Origin of the sequence: Aquiflexum balticum DSM 16537 (assembly GCF_900176595.1) — a bacterium.
Classification (GTDB): Bacteria; Bacteroidota; Bacteroidia; order Cytophagales; family Cyclobacteriaceae; genus Aquiflexum; species Aquiflexum balticum.
Map to the genome: position 1 here is coordinate 1,965,657 of NZ_LT838813.1, position 24,585 is coordinate 1,990,241.

Annotated in this window: 23 protein-coding genes; 6 read left to right on the forward strand and 17 right to left on the reverse strand. The window is 39.2% G+C overall.

Translation table 11 applies throughout. The features are described 5' to 3' along the window. Positions 1–148: 148 nt before the first annotated feature. The 7 genes from nqrE to cmk form a co-directional block, all read right to left on the reverse strand. Positions 149–760 (reverse strand): NADH:ubiquinone reductase (Na(+)-transporting) subunit E, encoded by a 612-nt coding sequence (gene nqrE / locus B9A52_RS08360; RefSeq protein WP_084119873.1) that lies wholly within the window; start codon positions 758–760, stop codon positions 149–151. 14 nt (positions 761–774) lie between these two features. Further along, positions 775–1,455, reverse strand: a complete 681-nt coding sequence (locus B9A52_RS08365; protein WP_084119874.1) for an NADH:ubiquinone reductase (Na(+)-transporting) subunit D — start codon at positions 1,453–1,455, stop codon at positions 775–777. Between the two features lie 25 nt (positions 1,456–1,480). Continuing rightward, positions 1,481–2,257 (reverse strand): NADH:ubiquinone reductase (Na(+)-transporting) subunit C, encoded by a 777-nt coding sequence (gene nqrC, locus B9A52_RS08370; protein ID WP_084119875.1) that lies wholly within the window; start codon positions 2,255–2,257, stop codon positions 1,481–1,483. Then, entirely contained in the window at positions 2,244–3,446 is a 1,203-nt protein-coding gene (locus B9A52_RS08375) for an NADH:ubiquinone reductase (Na(+)-transporting) subunit B (protein WP_084119876.1), read from the reverse strand. Before B9A52_RS08375 ends, nqrC begins: the two co-directional genes overlap by 14 nt. 3 nt (positions 3,447–3,449) lie before the next feature. Continuing rightward, complete coding sequence (locus B9A52_RS08380) at positions 3,450–4,814, reverse strand: Na(+)-translocating NADH-quinone reductase subunit A (RefSeq protein WP_084119877.1); 1,365 nt, start codon at positions 4,812–4,814, stop codon at positions 3,450–3,452. Between the two features lie 132 nt (positions 4,815–4,946). Then, a complete protein-coding gene (locus tag B9A52_RS08385; protein WP_084119878.1) occupies positions 4,947–5,849 on the reverse strand; it encodes a 4-hydroxy-3-methylbut-2-enyl diphosphate reductase in 903 nt (300 codons plus the stop codon). A gap of 10 nt (positions 5,850–5,859) precedes the next feature. Continuing rightward, entirely contained in the window at positions 5,860–6,540 is a 681-nt protein-coding gene (cmk, locus tag B9A52_RS08390) for a (d)CMP kinase (protein WP_084119879.1), read from the reverse strand. Between the two features lie 153 nt (positions 6,541–6,693). On the opposite strand from cmk, the gene ade reads away from it, so the two are divergent. Beyond that, a complete protein-coding gene (ade, locus tag B9A52_RS08395) occupies positions 6,694–8,328 on the forward strand; it encodes an adenine deaminase (RefSeq protein WP_084119880.1) in 1,635 nt (544 codons plus the stop codon). 234 nt (positions 8,329–8,562) lie between these two features. Then, positions 8,563–9,702 (forward strand): acyl-CoA dehydrogenase family protein, encoded by a 1,140-nt coding sequence (locus tag B9A52_RS08400; protein WP_084119881.1) that lies wholly within the window; start codon positions 8,563–8,565, stop codon positions 9,700–9,702. A 259-nt stretch (positions 9,703–9,961) separates the two neighbouring features. Here the strand turns inward: B9A52_RS08400 and B9A52_RS08410 are convergent, their stop codons facing one another. From B9A52_RS08410 to B9A52_RS08445, 8 genes are all read right to left on the reverse strand, one after another. After that, a complete protein-coding gene (locus tag B9A52_RS08410) occupies positions 9,962–10,714 on the reverse strand; it encodes an MIP/aquaporin family protein (protein ID WP_084119883.1) in 753 nt (250 codons plus the stop codon). 1 nt (position 10,715) lies between these two features. Next, complete coding sequence (gene glpK / locus B9A52_RS08415) at positions 10,716–12,215, reverse strand: glycerol kinase GlpK (protein ID WP_084119884.1); 1,500 nt, start codon at positions 12,213–12,215, stop codon at positions 10,716–10,718. 2 nt (positions 12,216–12,217) lie between these two features. Beyond that, positions 12,218–13,786, reverse strand: coding sequence for a glycerol-3-phosphate dehydrogenase/oxidase (locus B9A52_RS08420; RefSeq protein ID WP_084119885.1), 1,569 nt, complete (start codon positions 13,784–13,786; stop codon positions 12,218–12,220). A 241-nt stretch (positions 13,787–14,027) separates the two neighbouring features. Then, positions 14,028–14,528, reverse strand: coding sequence for a SixA phosphatase family protein (locus tag B9A52_RS08425; RefSeq protein WP_084119886.1), 501 nt, complete (start codon positions 14,526–14,528; stop codon positions 14,028–14,030). A gap of 80 nt (positions 14,529–14,608) precedes the next feature. Next, on the reverse strand, positions 14,609–15,184 hold the full coding sequence (locus tag B9A52_RS08430; protein ID WP_084119887.1) for a TlpA family protein disulfide reductase: 576 nt from the start codon (positions 15,182–15,184) through the stop codon (positions 14,609–14,611). 37 nt (positions 15,185–15,221) lie between these two features. Then, on the reverse strand, positions 15,222–15,956 hold the full coding sequence (locus tag B9A52_RS08435; protein ID WP_084119888.1) for an RluA family pseudouridine synthase: 735 nt from the start codon (positions 15,954–15,956) through the stop codon (positions 15,222–15,224). 128 nt (positions 15,957–16,084) lie between these two features. Next, positions 16,085–17,665 (reverse strand): peptide chain release factor 3, encoded by a 1,581-nt coding sequence (locus B9A52_RS08440; protein WP_084119889.1) that lies wholly within the window; start codon positions 17,663–17,665, stop codon positions 16,085–16,087. 121 nt (positions 17,666–17,786) lie between these two features. Continuing rightward, entirely contained in the window at positions 17,787–19,025 is a 1,239-nt protein-coding gene (locus tag B9A52_RS08445; RefSeq protein WP_084119890.1) for a sensor histidine kinase, read from the reverse strand. Between the two features lie 145 nt (positions 19,026–19,170). On the opposite strand from B9A52_RS08445, the gene B9A52_RS08450 reads away from it, so the two are divergent. Then, entirely contained in the window at positions 19,171–19,641 is a 471-nt protein-coding gene (locus B9A52_RS08450; RefSeq protein WP_084119891.1) for a Dps family protein, read from the forward strand. Between the two features lie 58 nt (positions 19,642–19,699). Here B9A52_RS08450 and lipA read toward each other — a convergent pair whose 3' ends face one another. Together lipA and B9A52_RS08460 are read right to left on the reverse strand one after the other, a co-directional pair. Then, entirely contained in the window at positions 19,700–20,578 is an 879-nt protein-coding gene (gene lipA / locus B9A52_RS08455) for a lipoyl synthase (RefSeq protein ID WP_084119892.1), read from the reverse strand. A 62-nt stretch (positions 20,579–20,640) separates the two neighbouring features. Further along, positions 20,641–21,372, reverse strand: a complete 732-nt coding sequence (locus B9A52_RS08460) for a hypothetical protein (RefSeq protein ID WP_084119893.1) — start codon at positions 21,370–21,372, stop codon at positions 20,641–20,643. Between the two features lie 313 nt (positions 21,373–21,685). Here B9A52_RS08460 and B9A52_RS08465 point away from each other — a divergent pair, with 313 nt between their 5' ends. The 3 genes from B9A52_RS08465 to B9A52_RS08475 are packed head-to-tail and all read left to right on the forward strand — an operon-like array spanning position 21,686 to position 24,543. Then, entirely contained in the window at positions 21,686–22,234 is a 549-nt protein-coding gene (locus B9A52_RS08465) for an RNA polymerase sigma factor (protein ID WP_084119894.1), read from the forward strand. After that, the gene (locus B9A52_RS08470; RefSeq protein ID WP_084119895.1) at positions 22,215–23,585 is read left to right on the forward strand and encodes a hypothetical protein; all 1,371 of its coding nucleotides are present in this window, start codon (positions 22,215–22,217) and stop codon (positions 23,583–23,585) included. Before B9A52_RS08465 ends, B9A52_RS08470 begins: the two co-directional genes overlap by 20 nt. Before the next feature lies 1 nt (position 23,586). Then, on the forward strand, positions 23,587–24,543 hold the full coding sequence (locus tag B9A52_RS08475; RefSeq protein WP_172805189.1) for an FKBP-type peptidyl-prolyl cis-trans isomerase: 957 nt from the start codon (positions 23,587–23,589) through the stop codon (positions 24,541–24,543). Positions 24,544–24,585: the final 42 nt, after the last annotated feature.

A 24,585-nucleotide genomic window follows, 5' to 3' on the forward strand; every position in this document is an offset into this window, starting at 1 on the left:
TGAAATAGAGTTTATTTTCTTCCACCATATACAGCTCTAGCGACTGCCTAAAAATAAAAATTTGGTTTTCCGTTTATTGAGCTAATTTAAAAAAAATGCCCTGGAGTTTCTCCCAGGGCATTCTTAGTTATCAAAGCAGGAATTTTGATTATAAATCGATTCCCATAAATGACATAAATGCAATTCCCATTAATCCTGTAAGTAACATGGTTATGCCCAAGCCTTTCAATCCATTAGGAACATTGGAATATTTCAACTTTTCACGGATTGCAGCCAATGCTACTATGGCAAGAAAAAAGCCTGTACCCGAACCAAAACCATATACAGTTGATTCCGCAAGTGTATAATCCCTTTGAGCCATGAATAGTGAACCACCAAGAATGGCACAGTTAACAGCAATCAATGGAAGGAAGATACCCAAAGCACCATATAATGCAGGAGCAAATTTTTCTACGACCATTTCAACCAACTGCACCATAGCAGCGATAATCGCGATAAACATAATGAACCTTAAAAATGAAAGGTCAATAGTTGCAAATGAATCTCCTAACCAGGATAAGCCCCCTTCTTTCAATACAAATTCATTCAATAGCCAGTTGGCGGGAACTGTTACAGTCAACACGAAGATGACCGCTGCACCAAGACCAATAGCTGTGCTTACTTTTTTAGACACTGCCAAGAAAGAACACATTCCCAGGAAGTAAGCGAAAACCATATTGTCAATAAATATTGACCTGATACCTAAGTTAAATAATTCCATTTCTTCTCCAGTTATTAATGTTCAACATATCCCGTCTTGGTACGCTGTACCCAGATAATTAATCCAAGAATGATAAATGCACCTACTGGGGATACCATTAGGCCATTAGTCGCCAAATTGAAGTCTTCCCCAAATAGGCCTGATATTGCTTCGTAAATCTGTACCCCAAAAACAGATCCTGATCCCAACAGCTCTCTAAAGAAAGCTACTGCAAGAATAATCCAAGAGTATCCCAAAGCTGAACCAAATCCATCCAAAATAGAATCATATGGCTTGTTTCCTAGAGCAAAAGCTTCTAATCGTCCCATTACAATACAATTGGTAATGATAAGGCCAACGAATACGGAAAGTTCCTTATACATATCATAGGCAAATGCCCTTAAAAATTCACTTACCAATGTTACCAAAGTAGCCACTACAGCCAGTTGTACTATAATCCTTACCCTGGTCGGAATAGTATTTCTAAGCAATGAGATGACTAGGTTTGACATCACAATTACGAATATTACAGAAATGGCCATCACCAAGGTTGGCTGCATCTGAGTGGTAACTGCCAATGCCGAACATATCCCCAATACTTGTATGGTGATCGGATTGTCATCCACTAATGGGTCCGTAACTAATTTTTTCCTTCTTTTGGAAAGAAGTGCCTCTTCGGGCTTTTTTATTTCTACCTGTGCAGTTTCTGTACTCATTATTTTAAAGTTGAAACGTTTCTAATCAATTTAAGGATGCCATGTCCGAAGACTTGGAAGATTTTTGCTTTTCCAAATATGCATTGTAATGGTTCAAATAATTTTTTAACATATTATTGACCCCATTCGCTGTTATGGTTGCTCCCGACAGTCCATCTACTTTATGTTTATCAGACGAATAATCTTTTCCTTCACCTTTTTGCATGGATACTGATTGAAGATTTCCGGACTCGTCGAAAATTTCTTTACCCTGATATCTCTGCTGAACGGCTAGATTGGTAATCCTGGCCCCAAGACCTGGAGTTTCCCCTCTATGTGAAAAAGTGACACCTCCGATAGTGTTCAGATCTGTTTCCAAAGCTACATAACCCCAGATCTCATCCCATAGACCTGCTCCATAGACAGGTAAAACATAGGATTCCACATTATCTTCATTGCCTTCAGCATGAAACATAAATACCGGATATTGTCTATTTTCAGGTGCCATTTTGTAATTTTTCCCAATGTTTACTTTTTCAGCAACTATGGGATTACCATCGGAATCTTTATCTATTTCATTACCTTCCATATCCACAACCTTGGAAGAGATCCTTGTTTCGTAAAAGGCAAGGACTTCCTCAGGTTTCATAGATTTCAATTGATCAGAATCGATGACCGCACCCAAAATTTGTTTTTTGGTATCCAGTTCTTCAGCTTTTCTCTGAAGTGGTCCCAAAACCTGAGACGTACCTGACAGCAATAATCCTAACACTACGGTAAGAATTATTGAAAATGTGATGATATAAGCGTTAGACTGTTGCACGTTGTAACCTCCTGTTCTTATTTGCTTTTACTACATAATAATCAATCAATGGTGCAAAGACGTTCAAGAAAAGAACGGCCAGCATAATACCTTCGGGGTAAGCAGGGTTGGTAACCCTGATGATGACTGTTAGGACACCAATCAATAAGCCATAAATCCATTTACCGGTCTCAGTCTGAGCTGCAGATACGGGGTCAGTAGCCATAAATACAACGCCGAATGCCAAACCTCCCATCACCAAATGATACTCTGGCGCCATTGCCATAAATTCGTTTACAGCAAAGATATTCAATACTAAGCCCATCAGGTATGCTCCTGCAAATCCACTTACGATTATCTTCCAACTTGCTACGCCTGTTCCAATTAATATTACTGCTCCTATCAAAGCCATTAAAGTCGAGGTTTCTCCTATTGACCCTGGAATCCAACCCATAAAAAGATTAGAGAAACTGAACATCCCATCTCCTAAAACAGTATTGTGTTCGGCTAAGGCCTTTGTTACGGGCTCTCCTTCAACTCCTGCGTTATAGGCGACTGCCAAAGCAGTAGCACCAGAAAAACCATCAATAGGAGTTTTATCACCCATATACGTCCAAACCTGATCTCCTGAGATCTGAGCTGGATATGCAAAGTATAGAAATGCTCTGGCAGTCATGGCAACATTCAGAATATTCATTCCCGTTCCTCCAAAAACCTCCTTGCCAATGACCACAGCGAAAATGGTGGCTAGAGCTACTTGCCATAATGGAACTGCCGGAGGCATAACCAAAGCTATTAACATCCCGGTGACAAGGTAACCTTCACTAATGGGGTGGTTTCTGATAACACAAAATGTAAATTCAGTGCCTAGCCCCACAGCGTATGAAACAATCAGAATCGGAAGTACAGAAATAGCGCCGATCATAGCCTTATCTAACCAAGTGGCCTCTTCACCGGACATCAAGAAGTGCTGATGTCCAACATTGAGAATCCCGAAAATAAGCGCAGGAATCATGGCAATCACCACTGTAATCATCACCCTCTTCAAATCTACTGCATCCTTAATTTGGGTTCCTTTTGGACCTGTGGTCAGGTCAGGTGCAAATGCAATTGTCCTGTGACCTTCATATAATGTGTGAAATTTTTCCCATTTACCTCCCTTTTCAAAGTTTGGTTTGAGATTATCAAACAGATTTTGTAAAACCTTCATATGTTAACTATACATTAATAATTCAATTCCATTTCTTACCAGTTTCTGCAATTCATTTTTCGATGGATCGATAAATTCACAAATTGCGACATCTTCTTCTATCAATTCATATAGTCCAAGTTCTTCCATTTCATCAAAATCTTGAGTCACAATAGCCTTAAACAAGTAAGTTGGAAGAATATCCATAGGTAGGACTTTTTCGAAAGCGCCGGAGACCACAAAAGGTCTTTCTTCTCCATGGGTATTGGTATCCACAACATATTCTTTACTTCTATTCAAAAATGAAAATAGTCCCAAAGCTTTGTGAAAACTCAATTTGGTAGTGCTTGGCTTGATCCATCCCAAAAATTCCTCATAATCACCTTCAGGGATTATAGTAATCTGACTTGCATAAAATCCTAAATAACCATCTTTTTTGATTTTTTCACCGGTCAGAACGTTACCAGAAACAACTCTTACATGATCTTGCTTGAGATTGCCGTTCACCATGGTATCCACACATGCGCCTGTATAAGTCTTGGTATATGAGGCCTTCTTTGCCTCCGAACCAGTTACAGCAATTATTTTGGATGCGTCATACTTACCTTCCAAAAACAGCTTGCCAATTTGGACCACTCCATAAGGATTAACAGTCCAAACAATGTCATTCTTATTAATGGGGTCAATATGGTGGATCTGAATCCCTACATTTCCGGCAGGGTGAGGTCCACTGAATTTGTTCAGTTCAGCGCCGTTTACATTGGTATAAACCGGAGGTAATTCTGCATCGCCATTTACATTCAGATGAACTTTGCCTGCAGTAAGTTTTCCCAAGATATGGATTCCTGCTTGAAAATATTTTTCTTCTCCCTTCAGCAAAAAGCCGTAATCAGGCGCTAGAGGGTGGGTGTCAAAACCAGAAATGAAGATAGACTTTGGGCTATCATCCGGATTGGCAACTATCCCAAATGGTCTTTGGATGATTTGAGGCCAAACTCCGCCCTTTGTCATTTGGGCGATGGCTTCCTCTCTAGAGAGGGATTTTAATGTGGACTCGGAATATTTATCAAAAGTCTCATAACTGATTTCAGAATCAGCAAGAATTTTGATTTCCAATAATTTTCTTCGGTCACCCCTTTTAATTTCAACAATTTCACCTGAAACAGGTGCCACATATTGAACCTTTTCCATGGCTTTGTCGAACAAAATCGGAGTTCCTGCTTTTACAGAGTCTCCCTCGTTTACAGTCACTTTTGGTCTCAGCATCCCGATGAAGTCGGTTGGTTTGATTGCAAAAGTCTTGGACGGTTTGAAGTCTGCAAGCTGCTTTTCAGCTTTGCCTACGAGCTTAATGTCGAATCCCTTCTTAAGCTTTACTGTTTTTGACATATGATTTTTGAACTGTATGGTCTTTTGAAAAACGCCTCAAATCTAATAAAATAGATCAGTTATAAGAAGATAATTTTGGTATTATTTGTGATTTAACGCACTCACTTTTGAATTTGTTATTTCAAATTGATATCAGCTTTTCTCCAATACCAATTCTTTCTCCATGGATTGAATATACCTCAAAACTTGCTCCATCAGCCACATAGGAGTAGAGGTGGCTCCGCAAATTCCTACTTTATCTTGCGGATTGATCCAGGAAAGATCAATTTCCGTTTCATTTTCAACGAAATAGCTTTTGGGATTTATATTCTTACAGACTTGATAAAGTGCTTTTCCATTGGAGCTTTTTTTACCTGAAACAAAAATTATCACATCATTTTCGCCTGCAAATTTTGATAATTGAGGTTCTCTGTTAGAAACCTGTCTGCAGATCGAGTCATTTGCATTGAAATCCACCTCATTCAACACTCCTTTTTCAGCCTTAATTTTTTCCTCAATTTTTGATTTTAGGTCATAAAAACCTTTGGTGCTTTTGGTTGTCTGACTGAAAAGAGTGATGGGTTTTGAAAAATCAATTTTATCCAAATCTTTATCTTCCATTACCACAATTGCTTTTTCCATAGTTTGTCCGGTAAGTCCGATAACTTCCGCATGGCCTTTTTTACCGTAGATTACTATCTGACCTTTTTCTTTTTCCATTTTGTCGAATGCGGTCTTTACTCTGTGCTGCAATTTCAGGACTACGGGGCAGGAAGCATCTATCAATTCCAGGTTGTTTTCAATAGCTGTCCGGTATGTTTCCGGGGGTTCACCATGGGCCCGAATCAAAACCTTGCAGTTATTCAATTGCTGTAACTGATCTCGATCAATTACAATGAGTCCCTTTTGGTTTAAGCGCTTCACTTCCATGTCGTTGTGGACGATATCTCCCAGACAATACAACTTATCAGAGACTTCCATTTCGTCCTCAGCCATTTTGATAGCGAATTCAACGCCAAAACAATAACCTGAATTTTTATCTATGATTACTTCCATATTCAATCAATTAATTGCCAATCTTTTCTTTGGCCAATTTCACAATTTGATTTACCTGCTCATTAAAATCCATTCTGCTTGTATCGATTTCTTTAGCATCTTCGGCTTTGATAAGCGGACTTTCTTCTCTGGAGGAGTCCATTTTATCACGCTCTGAAAGATTCTGGATTATTTTATCCAATTCTATTAAGGTTCCTTTTTCCAATAACTCTTTTTGTCTTCTTTCCGCTCTGATTTTTAAATCAGCATTCATAAAAATCTTCAATTCGGCCTGTGGAAAGACAACAGTTGAAATGTCTCTGCCATCCATTACAACACCTTTTTTTCTTCCCAAATGCTGCTGTTGGGCGACCAAAGCTGTTCTGACCTCTTTGATTTTACTGACTTCACTGACATATTCAGAAACTTTCATGCTTCGGATTTCATCTTCAACATTGATGCCGTTAAGAAAGGTTTCTTGTTGCCCGCTCTCTGGATTTACATGGAAAGATATCTGAAGGTTTTCCAGATTTCTTTCTACATCTTTTGGGTTTGTAAGTGTCACATGGTTGTTTAAAAAATGAAGGGTTGCAGCACGGTACATGGCTCCGGAATCGATATAAGTATAATTCAAAATTTTGGCCACTGCTTTGGCAGTGGAGCTTTTGCCGCATCCTGAATATCCATCAATTGCAATCACAATCCTTTGCATCTAATAAAAGTAACCTTGGCATAATTAATTTCAGGCGCAAATATAGTAGTTTTAATCTAAATCCTTTGACAAAAAGATGTATTCCACTTTCTTGTAAGGGTATTTCATTTTCTTGTTAAAATTTGAAATCAAATATTTTAAAACCTGTATTTTATGAGTGTTTTTAGAATTTCTGGACAGTTTGTTGATATTCCCCATCAGACTATTTTCTGTGCCGAAGTCCAAATTGAAAATGGTGTAATTGTTTCTATTCAAAAGATCAGAGAGGACAAAACCTTGCCTTTTATTTTACCTGGATTTATCGATGCCCATGTGCATATTGAATCCTCGATGTTGGTTCCGTCTGAGTTTGCAAGACTTGCTGTGCCCCATGGTACTGTTGCCACTGTTTCTGATCCCCATGAAATCGCCAATGTCTGTGGAATGGCGGGGGTGAATTATATGGTTGACAATGGGAAGCAGGTTCCCTTTAAGTTTTATTTTGGAGCACCTTCCTGTGTACCTGCGACACCATTCGAAACAGCCGGGGGAGAAATTACTGTACAAGACATTCATGACCTGCTGGAAAGAAAAGAAATCAGCTATTTGGCGGAGATGATGAACTGGCCTGGTACTGTAAATAGGGATCCCATCGTCATGGAGAAGATTGCCTTGGCCCAAAAATATGGGAAGCCTGTAGATGGTCATGCACCTGGATTGAAAGGTGAATTGGCAACTAAATATGCTTCCGCCGGAATCACTACTGACCATGAATGCTTTACCAAAGAAGAAGCATTGGATAAAATACACCTGGGAATGAAAATAGCCATCAGGGAAGGCAGTGCCGCCAAGAATTTTGAGGCTTTGATTGATCTCATGGATGATTATCCCGATATGATTATGTTTTGTTCGGATGACAAGCATCCCGACAATCTTGCCGTCAGCCATATCAATGAATTGGTGAAAAGGGCTGTGGCTAAAGGAAAATACGTTTTTGATGTCCTGAAAGCAGCCTGTGTCAACCCTGTTCAGCATTATAGTATGGAGGTGGGGCAGTTAAAGGTTGGAGATCCTGCCGATTTTATATTGGTGGAAGACTTAAAAGATTTCACGGTCATCCAAACTTTCATTGATGGAAAGAAAGTCGCTGAAAATGGCAAAACCTTAATTGAAAAAGTTCCGAATAAAATCATCAATAATTTTAATACAAGTAAAAAGAGGGTCGAAGAATTTGGACTTTCAGCCAATGGCAATAAAGTGCGGATAATTGAGGCTTTGGATGGGCAATTGATTACTCCGGAAGTTCATGGTGAAATAATAGTTCATGATGGTTATGCCCAATCCAATCCCAAATCGGATATATTAAAAATCACCGTTGTCAACAGGTATCAGGATGTTAAGCCAGCAGTGGCTTTTATCAAAAATTTTGGTTTGAAGGAAGGTGCTATTGCCTCTTCTGTTGGTCATGATTCACATAATATCATTGCAGTCGGGGTGGATGATGCATCTATATGTAAGGCGGTAAATTTGTTGATTGAGAGAAAAGGCGGGGTATCGGCAGTAAGCAGGGAGGAAGAAATGGTTTTGGCCCTTCCCGTCGGTGGAATTATGTCCAATGAGGATGGGTATCAAGTAGCGGAGGAGTACACCCGAATTGATCAAATGGCAAAAAAGATGGGTTCAAAACTTCAGTCTCCTTTTATGACTTTGAGCTTTATGGCATTATTAGTGATTCCTGATCTTAAACTCAGTGATAAAGGCCTTTTTGATGGGCAGAAGTTTGAGTTTGTGGATGTTTTTTTGCCCTAATTCAAATATGGGAGAAAAATAAAAAATATTATATTCAAAATAATATTTTAATTTAATCAAATATTATTTTTATTTATTTTGTGATATATAGGTGTCTTAATCTGATTTAGAAGGTCTTTTGAAGATAAACAGCGTAAGTACTAAATCTTGTAAAACTTTGAAAACCTATACCTTACACGAGAAGTTTGTACTTTAGTGGAATAAACCCAAATATTAAATTAGAAGTATAGTATGATGAATTTTAAGCTCAACGAGAATCAGTTGATGATTGCTCAGATGATCCGTGATTTTGGAGCAAAGGAGATCACTCCTTTCAGAAAAGAATGGGATGATAAGCAACATTTTCCCAAGGACCTTTTTAAAAAATTAGGAGAACTCGGTCTCATGGGAGTCCTTGTTCCTACTGAGTATGGTGGGTCAGGTTTCAGTTATTTTGAATATGTGACTGCCATTGCAGAATTATCCAAGTTGGATCCGTCGGTTGGGCTTTCCATGGCTGCGCATAATTCCCTTTGTACCGGACACATCATGATGTTTGGCAATGAGGAGCAGAAGAAAAAATATTTGCCCAAATTGGCGACCTGTGAATTCTTAGGAGCTTGGGGTTTGACTGAACCCAATACAGGTTCGGATGCAGGCAATATGCGGACTGTCGCCGTTAAGGATGGTGATCATTATGTCATCAATGGAGCAAAGAACTTTATCACGCATGGCGTTTCAGGTGATGTTGCTGTGTTGATTGCAAGAACAGGTGAGGTAGGGGATTCCCATGGTATGACGGCATTTGTCATTGAAAAAGGTACTCCTGGATTCAAAGGCGGAAGAAAAGAAGATAAGCTTGGTATGCGGGCCTCAGAAACCGCCGAGATGATTTTTGAAGATTGCAGGGTTCATGAAAGCCAGGTCTTGGGAGAAGTAGGAGATGGATTTATTCAGTCGATGAAAATTTTGGATGGGGGAAGGATTTCCATCGCTGCTCTTTCCCTCGGAATAGCAGAAGGTGCTTTGGAAGCATCCATTCAGTATTCCAAAGAACGGCATCAATTCAATAAACCGATTAACAGTTTTCAGGGAATTTCCTTCAAGCTTGCAGATATGGCTACCCAAGTGGAAGCCGCCAGCTTATTGACCTTCAAAGCAGCAGACCTTAAAAACCGGGGAGAAAAAGTGACGTTGGCAGGTGCACAGGCCAAGTATTATGCATCTGAGGTAGCAGTGAGCGTATCCAATGAAGCGGTGCAGATATTTGGGGGCTATGGATTTACCAAGGATTACCCGGTGGAGAAATATTATAGGGATTCTAAGTTGTGTACTATTGGTGAAGGCACTTCTGAGATCCAGAAGATTGTGATTTCAAGAGAGGTATTGAGGTAATTGGAACTTTCCCAAAGTTCTGAACTTTGGGAAAGTTGTAATCCCCAAATATCCGTATATCCAGAGATTATAATCCCCAAAATCACATTATTTCCGCTGGCCTTTGGATATGATGAAAGACTTATCATTTATTTGTTGGGAGGTTTCCATTTTTTAATTAAAAACCATGTCAACCACTTAATTTGGAACGCTGATAACGCAGATTAAATAGATTTTCGCTGATAAAGAAACAGAGATTTTAACCTATTTAGCTTTTCATTCAAACCATCCCCCCAGCTCCCAACAACAAGTAAATCCCCGCTGCAATAGCTGCCCCTAAAATCGGTCCCAAAATCGGGATCCATGAGTAGGCCCAATCACTTGTTCCCTTACCTTTGATAGGCAGCAATTGATGCATCAACCGAGGACCAAAATCCCGGGCCGGATTGATGGCGTATCCTGTTGTACCGCCAAGTGACAAGCCAATTACCCAAACCAAAAATGCCACCGGCAAAGCCCCAAGAGCGCCAAGGCCAATCGGGATTTCCTCCCCGTCGGTATATTGTATCACAGGATTTGTGGAATAAAGAATCACAATAATCAAAACGGAAGTCCCGATAATTTCGGAAAATAGATTAGAAGGGAGATTTCTGATGGCTGGAGCTGTCCCAAAAGGAGCAAACTTCAGGCCCGGTTCATCAGTGGCATCAAAGTGGTCCTTGTACACCAACCATGAAACCCCTGCTCCAAACATGGCTCCTAAAATCTGGGAGAAAATATACCAAGGGACTTCTGCCCAATCAAAAAGGCCCGCAATCGCAAGTCCAATACTCACCGCAGGATTGAGATGGGCCCCGCTGTATGGACCAGCCACTACCACTCCAATAAACACCCCTAAAGCCCAAGCTGTTGTAATCACTATCCAGCCGCTGTTGTTTCCCTTTGTCCCGTTCAGGACTACATTTGCCACTACTCCCGAACCCATGGTGATCAGGAGGGAGGTTCCTACAAATTCTGCTATGTATGCATCCATATTATTCTACCCAGTTTTTAGATCTTTCTACTGCTTTGTGCCAAAACTTCAAGAAATAATCGACTTTTTCTTTGTCCATTTTGGGTTCGAAATTTTTGTCTGAATTCCATAAATCCTTTAACTCCTCTTCCGACTTCCAAAAACCAACTGCAAGGCCTGCCAGAAATGCAGCTCCAATAGCAGTAGTTTCTATGATTTTCGGCCTTTTGATCTTAGTCTGCAAAATATCTGATTGGAACTGCATCAGGAAATTATTGGCTGTAGCCCCACCGTCCACTCTCAATTCTTTGATGGGAGCGCCGCTGTCTTTTTGCATGGCATCCAGGACGTCTCTGACCTGATAGGCTATAGCCTCCAATGCAGCACGGGTCATATGGGCTATGGTGGTTCCCCTGGTTATCCCAAAGAATGCTCCTCTTGCATTTTGGTCCCAATGTGGTGCGCCTAGGCCTGCCATAGCAGGCACGAAATATACACCGTCATTGTCTTCAAGGCTCTGTGCCAATTCTTCGCTTTCCCTGGCATGACCAAATAATTCGATACCGTCTCTTAACCATTGAATAGCTGCCCCACCTATAAAAACCGATCCCTCCAGGGCATAGTTAACCTTTCCATTCAGTTCCCAACATATAGTGGTGAGTAATTTATTTTTGGATTTTACAGGCGTCTCTCCGGTATTCATCATCAAAAAGCATCCTGTGCCATAGGTGGTTTTGGCCATTCCGGGTTCTGTACACAATTGTCCGAAAAGTGCCGCTTGCTGGTCACCTGCAATACCTGCTATTGGTATGGGCACCGGAAAAAGCTGTTCGGAAGTATTTCCATATATTTCAGAGCTTGATTTTACTTCAGGAAGAATAGCAGCGGGAATATCAAATAAATCCAATAAATCCTGATCCCATTTTTTATCGAAAATATTGAACAACATGGTTCTGCTGGCATTGGATACATCTGTTACGTGGACTTTTTTATGCGTAAGGTTCCAAATCAGCCAAGAGTCAACAGTTCCAAAAGCAATTTCTCCATTTTCTGCCCTTTCTCTTAAACCTTCCACATTGTCCAAAATCCATTTCACTTTGCTCCCGGAAAAATAAGCATCCAAAACAAGTCCTGTTTTGGAAGTTACCAGTTCTTCTTTGCCTTCCGCTTTCAATTGATTGATAAACGCAGCAGTTCTTCGGTCTTGCCAAACGATTGCGTTATAAACAGGTTTACCTGTTTTTCTATCCCAAAGGATTGTAGTTTCCCTTTGGTTGGTGATCCCAATAGCGGCTATCGATTTGGCTTTTATACTGCCTTTGGCAAGGGATTCTGCAAGGACAGAAGATTGAGTGGACCAGATTTCCATTGGGTCATGTTCTACCCATCCTGATTTTGGAAAATGTTGCTTAAAAGCCCTTTGGGCTACACTGATGATTTCACCCTTTTTGTTAAAAATAATAGATCTGGAGCTGGTTGTTCCTTGGTCCAGCGCCATGATGTATTGCTCATTTTGGCTCATGATTATTGGGTTATGATGTATTTATTGACTGTTTTTTCAAATTCTTCCAATTCATTTGCTATCCAATCTTCACCTTTTCCCATCTCCTCAGCCATGACTTTGGCTGCTTTTGGCCCCATCTCTTTTGCTGCTTTGGCATCCAGGAGCATTATCCGGAATCTGCGTGAGACCACATCCTCAAGCTTCACTGCCATTTCGTTTCTAACCATCCAAATCAGTTCTGCTATAGTATAGGGGTGATTGGGATGCAATTTTTCTGCCCATTCAGGATGATCTTTGATCATGAATTTGATCTGAGTAGCATCCGAACCATAAACAGACAAGTGTCCTTCTTCCGGATTTTCTGTAAACCCATGTAATTTTTGGTCTGCCGATTTGCTGGCTTTCATGGATTCTCCGGTGACTTTGGTGAAGTACTCCACCGTATCTTCCCCCATTTTTCTAAAAGTGGTCCATTTACCCCCTGTTATGGTTACCAAATTTGAATCTGAGACTATTACTTTATGACTTCTTGAAATTTCTTTGGTTTTGGCGCCCTTTTCTTTTGGCGCTGCCAATGGTCTGAGTCCGGCAAATACTGAGAGGACATCCGATCTCATAGGTTTTTTGGTCAGGTAGGCCTGTGCTGTTTCCAGCACAAAATTGATTTCTTTTTCCAATGCCTCTGGTTCAAGTTTGGCTTTGTCCACTAGCGTGTCTGTGGTTCCGACCACCAATTTCCCATGCCAGGGAACTGCAAAAAGCACTCTTCCGTCTGAAGTTTTCGGGATCATCAAGGCATCTTTCCCGCCAAGGAATGATTGATCGAAAACAAGATGGATGCCCTGACTCGGTTGGATGCTTTTTCTTACTCCCGGTTGATCCATTTGCAGGATTTTGTCAGCAAAAACACCTGTTGCATTAACTACCATTTTTGCTTTGATATGGAGGTGGTTGTCTTCAATCTGATCTACGAACTTCAGACCATTTAACTTTCCTTTTTCGTCCTTGGTCAAGCCTGTCACTTTTGCGTAATTGAGCACGCATCCTCCCAACTCATCACAAGTCTGTGCAACAGCAATGATCATTCTGGCATCGTCAAACTGACCATCGCGATACACTACTCCGCCTTTCAGTCCTTCCTGCTTGATTTGGGGAAGTCTGGCAATGGTCTCTTTTTTATTGATAAACCTTGATTTGCCCAATCGCCATTTTCCTGCCATCCAATCGTAAAGCTTAAGCCCTACACTGTATTGAAGTTTATCAAACCAAGTATAAATCGGTATGATAAATGGCTGGTTGTAGGTTAGGTGGGGTGCATTTACCAAAAGTCTTCCCCTTTCCTTCAGCGCTTCCAACACCAGTCCCACATCTCCCTGTGCCAAATACCGCACACCACCATGAAGCAATTTTGTGCTTCTGCTGGATGTACCTTTGGCAAAATCGGATTTATCCAATAAAACAACTGAAAGCCCGCGGGACAAAGCATCCAAAGCCACTCCGAATCCAGAGGCGCCTCCGCCAATAACAGCAACATCCCAAATTTTTTCCTGACTTTCTTTTAACCTCTTCAGGCTTATTGACCTATTCATAACGAAAAATTTTTGTTTTCAAGTTATCAAAAAATCACCAAAATAAAATTGAATCGGTGCGAATAATCTCAATTCTGCTGATCGAAATGAATGGACGCCTGAAAAATGATTCCGCTTACTTTTAGGGTTTGAATTCCATTGGTTGTCAATTGACAGTGAAGAACATATCAGGCATGAATAAATATCACCAACGCTTAACTATTTTTCCTGCAATTATCGGTAAAAAAATGGAAATCAGAATTTAAAAATCTTTGTAAACAGCCCTGTTTACCTTTGAGCTTCCATCTTTGAATAAATCCACTACAAAGATATAATCATATTCAATATCCTTAAGTTCCGGATATTTTTCATCCGAGCCCACAAAATAATTGACTACATCTTGAATGGAATTGCTGTGTCCGACTACGACGGCATCACCTTTTTTAACTCTCAGATTTTTTACAAGTTCATCATGATTTTTGACGTCGTATAGTTCGATGGAAATCCCAAGTTTATCCGCTAAAGGCTGAACAGTGGCCCTTGTTCTGATGGTATTGGTACTGTATATATGCTGGATGTCCTTTCCTTCAAGTATCTGGGCAAGCTTTTTTGATCTGACGGTTCCGGCAACGCTCAAATCAGGGTCATCTCCTACCAATATTTTCTCAGCATGTCTTACAATATAGATTGTTTTTGGTTCTTGAACTGGACCGCAAGAATACGCTGCGAAAAATAAAATAATTAGGATCAGGCGACTTTTCATATTACCGGGGATATTGGATTTGGATTCTAAAGTATCAAAAAAATAGCTTGAATTGGAGTAATACTAAAATAATTAAGTCTTTACATTTCATTGATTTCGATTATTCTTTGATGATACCAATTGAAAATGGATTCATGTGCAACCGGGTAGGTGAATTTTTCCAACAAAATTCCATTTTTGATGATAAAGTGAGTAGGAGAGGTAATCACATTGAATTTGTTTTCAACTTCATCTCTTTTCATAAGCATCGTCTGATAACCAAAATCACCGTTTTTTTCAAAGTACTTTCTGGTTTTATCCTCATGACTCATGGAAAAACTTAAAAATAATATCTCATCACTTCCTTTAAAGGAAGCTGACAATTTTGATAAGAATGGCTCTTCTTGTTTACAGCCTTTGCATCCTACATACCAGATATTGATTACGAGGGTTTTGTTCTTCAATGATTCCACAGGGATCACTTCCCAATCCATCGAAAGGTAATCCATCAAGGGGAATTCATTACCAATAGCCGGCCCCTGTTTTCTCAGATCATATTCTATTTCGAAGGGGAAATCTGACGACTGAGCATTGCTGGTTTGGGTAGGACAAAAGGATATAGCAAAAAACAGGACGGTAACCATCACAATTCTCGATATGATCTTAACAGTAACCATACTCAAATTAAATAAATAAATAGCTGTATTTCAATAGTTAACCGCTATAACTGTTGTCAAGGTGTTGATCTTTTCCCTTGTGGGGTTCAAATTCCAAATACTGTTCCCAGAATGGTTCCTCTGGTAATGCAGCTCTGAGGTAAAGTTTTTCTTTTTTGATCGGGTGGACAAAAACCAAATGAAAAGCATGCAAATTGATACTGGCATCCGGGTTGGCTTTGGAAAAACCGTATTTCAAATCTCCTCGGATAGGACATCCCATGCTGGCCAGCTGAACTCTGATTTGATGTGGGCGCCCTGAAACAGGTCTTACTTCTACCAACCAATGGTCATTGAGTTTGCCCAATCTTTTATAATTCAATTCAGCTTTCTGAGATCCTTCCACTTCCTTTTCATAGGCAGTCACCACATTACGTTGTTCATCTTTTACTAAGTAGTGGGTCAGTTTCCCGATTTCTTCCTTTGGTTTGCTTTTGACAATTGCCCAATAGACTTTATGTATTTCCCTTTTGCGGAAAAGTTCCATCATCCTTTCAAGACCTTTGGAAGTCCTAGCAAATACAACAAGCCCACTGACAGGCCTGTCCAATCTGTGGACAGGGTGAAGAAAAACATCGCCTGGCTTGTCGTATTTTTTTTTGATGTATTCCCTGCAATAGTCTGTAAGGGTTTTGTCTTTTGTTTTGTCACCCTGAACCAAAATACCCGCAGCCTTATTGACTACCAATAGGTGATTGTCTTCATAAACAACATTGAAGGGTTTCTTTTTCATGTTATAAGTAGCTTAAGGTGTATTTCCCGCAAAGGTGCTAAGACGCAAAGGAAAAATTGATTTAAATGATTATTGAAATCAAAGAAAACCGAAACTTTGTGTCTCAGTGTCTTTGTGGAATTATTTTGTTAAAACTCAGAAGTAAAGTGGAATTCAATTTCAGGATAATTTTCCTGTACCATTTGAAGCCAGGATTTGGATTCGGCCATAAAGACCAATTTCCCATCCTTATCATAGGCAATATGCCGATTTTTTGATCTTACGAATTCATCCAACTGCTTTTTGTCCTTACTGCTGATCCAGCAGGCCTTATATAGGTTCATTGGGGCAAACTCTACTGAAGCATTGTATTCATTTTTCAATCTGAATTGAATGACCTCAAACTGCAATTGACCCACCGTTCCTACTACCTTTCTATTTCCCATTTCATAGGTGAAATACTGGGCGACTCCTTCTTCCATCAATTGTTTCAGACCCTTCTCCAGTTGCTTGGTTTTCATGGCGTCTTTGTTGATGACTTCCTTGAAGATTTCCGGAGAAAAACTTGGGATTCCTTTGAAGTTCATGTTTTCTCCTTCTGTAAGGGTATCCCCAATTTTGAGGTTTCCTGTGTCAAAAAGGCCTACAATATCTCCCGGGAATGCCTCATCCACAATTTCCCTGTCCTGGGCCATAAATTGGGTGACATTCGAAAACCGTAGAGGTTTAGGGCCACGGACATGATTATAAGGTTTGTTTCTTTCAAACTTTCCCGAACAAATACGCAGGAAGGCAATCCTGTTTCTGTGATTGGGATCCATATTAGCATGGATTTTGAAAACAAAACCTGAGAATTTAGGTTCATCCGGCAATACCTCCCTTTCTTCTGTCTGTCTACTTTTGGGTGAAGGTGCAATCTTGATGAAGGTATCAAGCATTTCATTTACCCCGAAATTATTCACCGCTGAACCAAAAAATACCGGAGCAATTTTCCCTTCTAAATATTCTTTGGGGTCAAAATCCGGATATACTCCTTCTATTAATTCTACATCTTCTCTGAGCTGATTGGCATTGGTTGTTCCTATCAGCTTATCTAATTTTTCGTCCTCAAGGTTGTCAAAAGTCTCCCTTGCATCACTTAATTTTCTTTGGCTGGGAGTAAAAAGATTGAGCTTTTTATCATAAAGATTATAAACACCCTTGAAGCCTTTTCCCATACCGATCGGCCATGACAATGGTCTAACCTGAATATTCAGTTTTTCTTCCACCTCATCCAACAACTCGTAGGGATCTCTGCCTTCCCGGTCAAGTTTATTGATAAAACAGATCACTGGTGTATTTCTCATCCTACAGACTTCCATAAGTTTTTCGGTCTGGATTTCAACACCCTTCACACAATCTATCACCATAATAACCGAATCCACTGCTGTCAAAGTCCTGTAGGTATCTTCCGCAAAGTCCTGGTGACCGGGTGTGTCCAATAAATTGATTTTGACCCCTTTATATTCAAATCCCATCACAGAAGTAGCTACTGATATACCTCTTTGTTTTTCAATTTCCATCCAATCCGACTTGGTGGCAGTATCTATTTTGTTGGACTTGACGGCTCCGGCAGTCTGAATAGCACCTCCAAAAAGCAATAATTTTTCGGTCAATGTAGTCTTCCCTGCATCGGGGTGGGCAATGATGGCAAAAGTTCTTCTCTTTTGTATTTCTTTGGTCAGGCTCATGTAATTAACTGATTCTGTAATTTTTCAGCCTGCAAAGGTAAGGTTTTAATTTGTAGGTTGGAAGGTTATGAAACTTTAATCATCTCTGTATGGGATAGGTTCCTTTGGTTAGAATTTGGATTTAGGCCTTTTGTCCCAAAAAATCTTCTCTCTTGAATCCGGAAATCCCTTCTTTGGTTCCATTAAGTACAATTCTGAACGTTGTTCCTTTGCCAGGCTCAGAATTTTTCACAAATATTTTACCATTATGGTAACCTTCGATTATTCTCTTTGCCAATGTTAGTCCCAGTCCCCAGCCTCTTTGGCGCGTGGTAAACCCCGGATTAAAAACCTTTTTGTACATGCTTTTATCCATTCCTTTTCCAGTATCTGTGATGTCCACAAAGACGTATCGCTCACTTTCCTTGATAATATCTATTGTGATTTCTCCCTGACCCTTCATGGCATCCACTGCATTTTTACAAACATTTTCTATCACCCATTCAAAAAGTGGTTTGTTCAGCATAGCTTCAATGTTGTTTGCATAGCCATTCACTTTCATTTCAACCTTGGTAGAAATTCTTGGTCTAAGGTAATTGATGGCTTCATCGACAACTGAAAAAACATTTTCCGGTTGAATAGAAGGACTACTGCCTATAGAGCTAAACCTTTCAGTCACCATTCGGAGCTTGACCACATCTTTATCCATTTCTTGGATGACTTCTTTATTTTCTTCCCAAATAGGGGAATTCTTCAAATAATCAATCCAAGCCATTAATGATGCTATTGGCGTGCCAAGCTGATGGGCTGTTTCTTTTGTCAATCCTGCCCAAACCCGATTCTGTTCTGCAACTTTGGACTGGTTGAAGACTGCATATGCGAGAACCCCAAATACCAAAATAACAGAAAGTTGGATGTAGGGATAGTATTTCAAAGAGGTCAATAATTCTGAATTCCGATAATATACATTCGATGATTCCTCTATAGGAATTGGTTCGTATTCCGCTTTCATTTTCAGAATCTCTGTTCTGAGAGTTTCCTTTTTGTCCTCTTCAGTTGCTCTTTTTTTGAACTTGATATTCCGGTGTTCAAAAGGCTCTCCTTCCTCATTGACAATTATGACAGGGATGGAGTTATTTTGTTGGATGATTTCCTGATTGATGAAACTTAGATTGTCAGTATTGACAGCTGCATATTCAAGGGCTTTTGCCAAGAGTTCGATCTGTCGTTTTTCTCTTTCTTTCAGTTCTTCTACCAATAAATTGGTATAAAAAATAGACCCAAAACTAATAATCACCGAACTGATGAAAATGAGCCACTTAATACGGTTTTTGTTTTGGTAAAAATCTAGGATGGCTATGTCCTGAAGTTTGTTTTTCATTGAATTGAAACTTGGTAATTAACAGTATTCCAATAGAAAACTCATTATGTCCATAGATATTATCAATCGGACAAAATAACTTTTATGAACCTGCTGGTCTTATTTTTGTTAATAGGTATATGTAATAACCATAAATATAAATATTATGAGCACAAACGATATCGGATTAGAAATAAAAGACAGTAAGGTTCTTGTCAAAAAGTTAAATAACCTATTGGCCAGTTATGAAATATACTATCAAAATCTCAGAAATTTTCACTGGAATATAACTGGTCCAAATTTCTTTGAGCTTCATGCTAAATTTGAGGAATTGTATAACGAAGCGACCTTGGCAATTGATGAGACCGCTGAAAGGATTTTGACACTTGGCGAAAGGCCATATTCCTCTTTTAGCGAGTACATTGAAAATTCTGTAATCACAGAAGCTAAGAAGGTTGAGGAGGCCAAAAAAATGGTTGAAATCGTCAGAGATAATTTAAATTCTTTATTGAAACTGGAAAGATCAGTTTTGGGAACGGCCGGAGACCATGGTGATGAGGGAACAGTGACCTTAATGAGCGATTATATTTCTGCCAAAGAGAAAACTGTTTGGATGCTTTCTGCATATTTGAAATAATTGAAAATCCATTTGAATAAAAAAAGAGGATGAGCTAAAAGTTCAACCTCTTTTTTTTTTAAACATTTACATGCCTTTCTGCATGATAGGAAGACCGCACAAGAGGGCCGGATTCCACATATTTCAGACCTCTTTTCAATCCTTCTTCCCTGTATTCAGCAAATAAATCCGGGTGGATAAATTCAGCTACTTCTATATGCATTTTTGTAGGCTGAAGATATTGGCCAAGTGTCAGTATGTCACAACCATGGATGACCAAATCATCCATAGCTTTCAATACTTCGTCTTTCTTCTCGCCCAACCCGAGCATGATACCTGTTTTAGTTCTTTTGCCGTACTCTTTGGTCAATTTTATCTGTTCCAAAGACCTACTGTATTTTGCCTGGGGCCGGACTCTTCTATATAGACTTTCCACAGTTTCCATATTATGAGACACGACTTCCTGACCCCCGCTGATCATTCTATAAAGCGCATCCCAGTTTGATTTCACATCAGGGATAAGGGTTTCTATGGTTGTATTTGGTGAAAGTCTTTTGGTTTCTACGACAGTTTGAAACCAGATTTCAGCTCCCTTGTCTTTTAACTCATCTCTGTTGACGGAAGTAATTACGGCATGTTTTACGCCCATCAATTGGATAGCCTCAGCCACTCTTCTCGGTTCATCAGTATCGTATTCAGGCGGTCTACCGGTTGCCACTGCACAAAATGAACAGGATCTGGTACATACATTTCCCAATATCATAAATGTGGCAGTTCCTGCACCCCAGCATTCACCCATATTGGGACAGTTTCCACTTTCGCAGATGGTGTGAAGCTTATGTTCATCTACTAATTTCCTTACTTTGGCGTATTCTTTTCCAATTGGCAACTTTACTCTTAACCAATCCGGTTTTTTTCTTTTTGTAGCCTCTTCGGATATAACTGGAAGTTCAATCATTTTATTTTTTAATTGTGGTCAGCAAAATTAACCTTAATGAACAATTAATGCCAACGGAGTCTTTATCTTCTGAATCCGTAGAAAAACGTGAAATATACCGATTGGAATACTTGGTTATTCTCTGTAGTTGGCATTAATGGGATTTCTCTGGTAAAACCTTCTAATTGGTAACCAAGTTCCAAGCCAGTCACATTTGATTTAAAAACCCCGAATTCGAAATTAACAGCAACCTTCGCGTTTGCGCCAAAAGCCACTTCTGATTCACCGATTCCTTCAAAAACTCTTCCCGGACCAAGGATATTGAATCTGCTTTGATGTACTTCAGGATCAAATTGCTCACGGACTGTTTCAACTCTACTGACGGCATATTCAATATAATATGGTGCTATGATCCCTATTGTTGGCCCAATAGCTCCCAATAATGAAACCTGAACACCTTGCTGAGGAGCTTTTTTACCAACTATGATTTCACGCCCATAGTAGGGTCTTATCGAATACAGGTAATTTGATTTTCCGAAAATAAAGGAATTCCCCAATACTGTCTGATACCTTACTTCTTTAGGGTTTTTGACATTGACCAGGTCTAATCCAAAAAACTGAAATTTTGAATCATCTATCCTATAACCTAATTTTAGGGTAAAGCCTCCAATCAAACCCCCATTGGTATTCTTGTTGATCCCAACAAGAATTTCCTGATCATATTCATAATCCCCGGCATCTTCCCTTTGAGCCTGCAGGGAGCCATATAGGCCTAAGAAAAAAATGATCAGCAGAAATTTTTTCGCTTTTTTCATAAATTACAGTGACAGTATTAACGCGAATTTCAATGGTTGGTTATTTAACTGAAAATAAAAGTAAGAGTTTATAAGTACTATAAAAAGTATAAATCATTGAAATCTTTATAGCTTCACTTTGTATGTTGGATTTTTGGCAAAATGTTGTTCTTGCTTGATTTATACAATATTGATTTTGATGAATCTTTTGTTATTGAGCAACTCATTCTTTGCTATGATCTTTGATTCAATAAAAAAATTTTTTCAGTAAGATGTAGCGTTTTGTAATTCAATTACGTCTAGTTTTCAAGGGTCTAAAAACCAACCTGAATCTTTGGAAAAAAACATAATCCAAAAAGCAAAGAATGGCGATTATAAATCCATAGAAATGCTTTATAAGCACTTCTATGGCTATGCTATGAGTATTGCTTTGAGGTATTCAAATTCAAGGGAAGAGGCCTGTGAAATAGTCAACGACAGCTTTTTGAAAGCATTTGACAAATTATCGCAATATAGTTTTGAAAATTCATTTAAGGGCTGGTTTCGGAGAATCCTTATTAATACATCAATTGATTACTATAGAAAAAACGTGAAATACTTTGCGGTTATGGATATTGAAAAGGCTGAGAGGGAAACTTCTGATCCTGAAATCATAGATCAGCTTTCGGTAAATGATATTCTCGGTCTGATGAGAAATCTTCCTGACGTACTTAGATTGGTTTTCAATATGTATGAAATAGAGGGATATTCTCACAATGAAATCGGGGAGGTATTGGGAATTCCCCCGAGCACTTCCAGGACTTATCTGGCCAGGGCTAAAAGACAGTTGCGTGAAAAAGTGCAGGATTTAAATCAAATCAAAAATGAAGGAGCAATTCGATAAAAGACTTGTTGAGAAGATAAAAGACTCCTTTGAGCAATTTCAGGAGCCTTTGGATCCCGTTGAGTTGGAAAAGTTCAGAAAGCTATACCTTGGAAAAAAGAATAAGGGTTTCTTTTCTTTATCTGGAATTTGGTGGGGAGGTATTGCGGCGAGTATAATTATTGGAGCATTTATTGTTTTTCAGAAAGATGAGATTCAAAATAATCTGATTGATTCATCTCAAGAACTTATCAGTAGCAATGAAAAAAACGTCACAGAAGGATTAATCCCTGCTGATACGGCCAATACCTCTTCGGGAAGCCTTGAACAATCTAATTTGGAGTCCAGTGGTGAAGTACAGGAAGCATTGGATAAAGAAGTTCAGGTACGGATTACAAGTATTGAGGAAAACACAGGTATTGGGAAAGTCACAACTCCTGGGAATAATCTTATTGAAATTAATTCAAATGCTCTTGGAGATATTGCCAGGAATAACGAAATCCAATTGGAGAAAAAGGAAAGGGTTTATGATCCTTTTATCACCTCTATTAAAGAACCTTCTGAAGTTATTGTAGCTGATGAAAGCGAGCAGGAAGCCATTGACTACATTCAAAATTGGCTTGGGGACGAAAAGGAAATTAATCTAAGCAATACCTTGGTTAAGGTAGAAGGCAAAAAAGAACCGCTTAAACTGGGTGTATTGGTTGCGCCACAGACTATCTCCAATACTACCCAAACATTGAATTTGGGTGCGGGGATCATGTCCGAATTTTCATTTTCAAGAAGGATCAAACTTGATGTCGGACTTGCTTATGCCAGACAGCATATCGAACCGACCTCTGGAGGGATGATTAATTTTTCATCCGCTGATTTATCCAATTCAAATTTTGGATTGTCATTAGCAGAGGATGCGCGGTCGGCGATTTTATCGGGTAATTACATAAACGCTTCCAATGAATTGAGTTTTGGTCAATTGGAAATTCCGATAAATTTGAAATTTAAAGTGTTAGAGAATAAATCCTCTGACCTATATGTGGTATCCGGTTTTTCAAACATGTTGTATCTAAACCAACAAAACGTTACGACTTTTAACGCTGTAAATCTTTCCCAACCCAATTTTTCAAGTTCAAATCAAGTTGTTGAGACTTTTACTCAAACCCAAAGACCAGATTCAGGATCAGGAAATGTTGATTCTGGGCAGATGTTAAATTTAGGTGTCGGTTTTGAACAAAGTCTAAAAAACGGTACGTTTATCTCGATAGAACCATTTTATAAATTGTCATTAGGGACGCAGACATTTTCCAACCAGCAGTTTTCAATTGGTGGGGTAAACCTTAGAATGAATTTCCAAATCAAAAATAAAAAAGAATAAAATGATCAAAAGAAGTGTTTTGCCAGCATTGGTTGGTATGGCTATGTTAATTACTTCCTGTTTTCCTGAAGCTGAATCAGATTTAGAAAAGTCTATTGAAAGAGATGATAGTTTGTTGGCAAACTATATTTCGAGAAACAATGTCGATGCAATCAAGACCGCACTGGGCTATTATTATAAAAAAGAAATAACCAACGAAACTGCGGAACAGATTAAAAACGGAGATATTATTGGAGTTTATTATGAAATAAAAACAACTGATGACCAGCTTATCGAATCCTATTTGGATGAATCAAAAAGACCAAGAATATTTGTCCATTCAGAAGGAGGCTTGGTTCCAAGAGTAATTAATTTTGCTTCCAGTATTTCAAAAAAGGGAGAGACATTAATGTTGTATGTGCCTTCCTATTTAGGATACCAAGATTATAGTTACCAACAACTGATCCAACCAAATTCTAATTTGGTCATTAAAGTCAAATATGCTGAAACCTATAGTGAGGAGGGGCTCAAATTATTGGAAGAAGAACTTATTGAGGAATATCTTTCAGCTAATCAAATAGAGGGTTTTAATAAAACGAATGAAGGTCTTTACCAGAAAATCAGTAATACAGGAGATGAAGAATCTGTAGAATCCAAATCCGGAGACGTTATCAGATTTACTTTTAAAATGTATCAATTGGACAATCCCAATACTATTGCGGAAAACGCGGCTAACACTCCGGCCCAAACTACCCTTGGTAATTCTTCAAACCTGAAATTTTTGAATCTGGGACTGCTGGGGGTAAAAAAAGACATGGAACTGGAAATGTTAGTTCCTTCCCACCTAGGCTTTGAAAGTGGACCGCAGGTTTTTCCATATCAGATAAGGAAGGATTTAATTGATAGAGGTTATATCAATCAGGTTGCCAGGCCAAATGAGCCTTTAAGAATAAAAATAAAGATTACAGAAATAAGATAATCATCTGTTGCCGGATCAACCTCCTTTTAATATTTAAGGAGG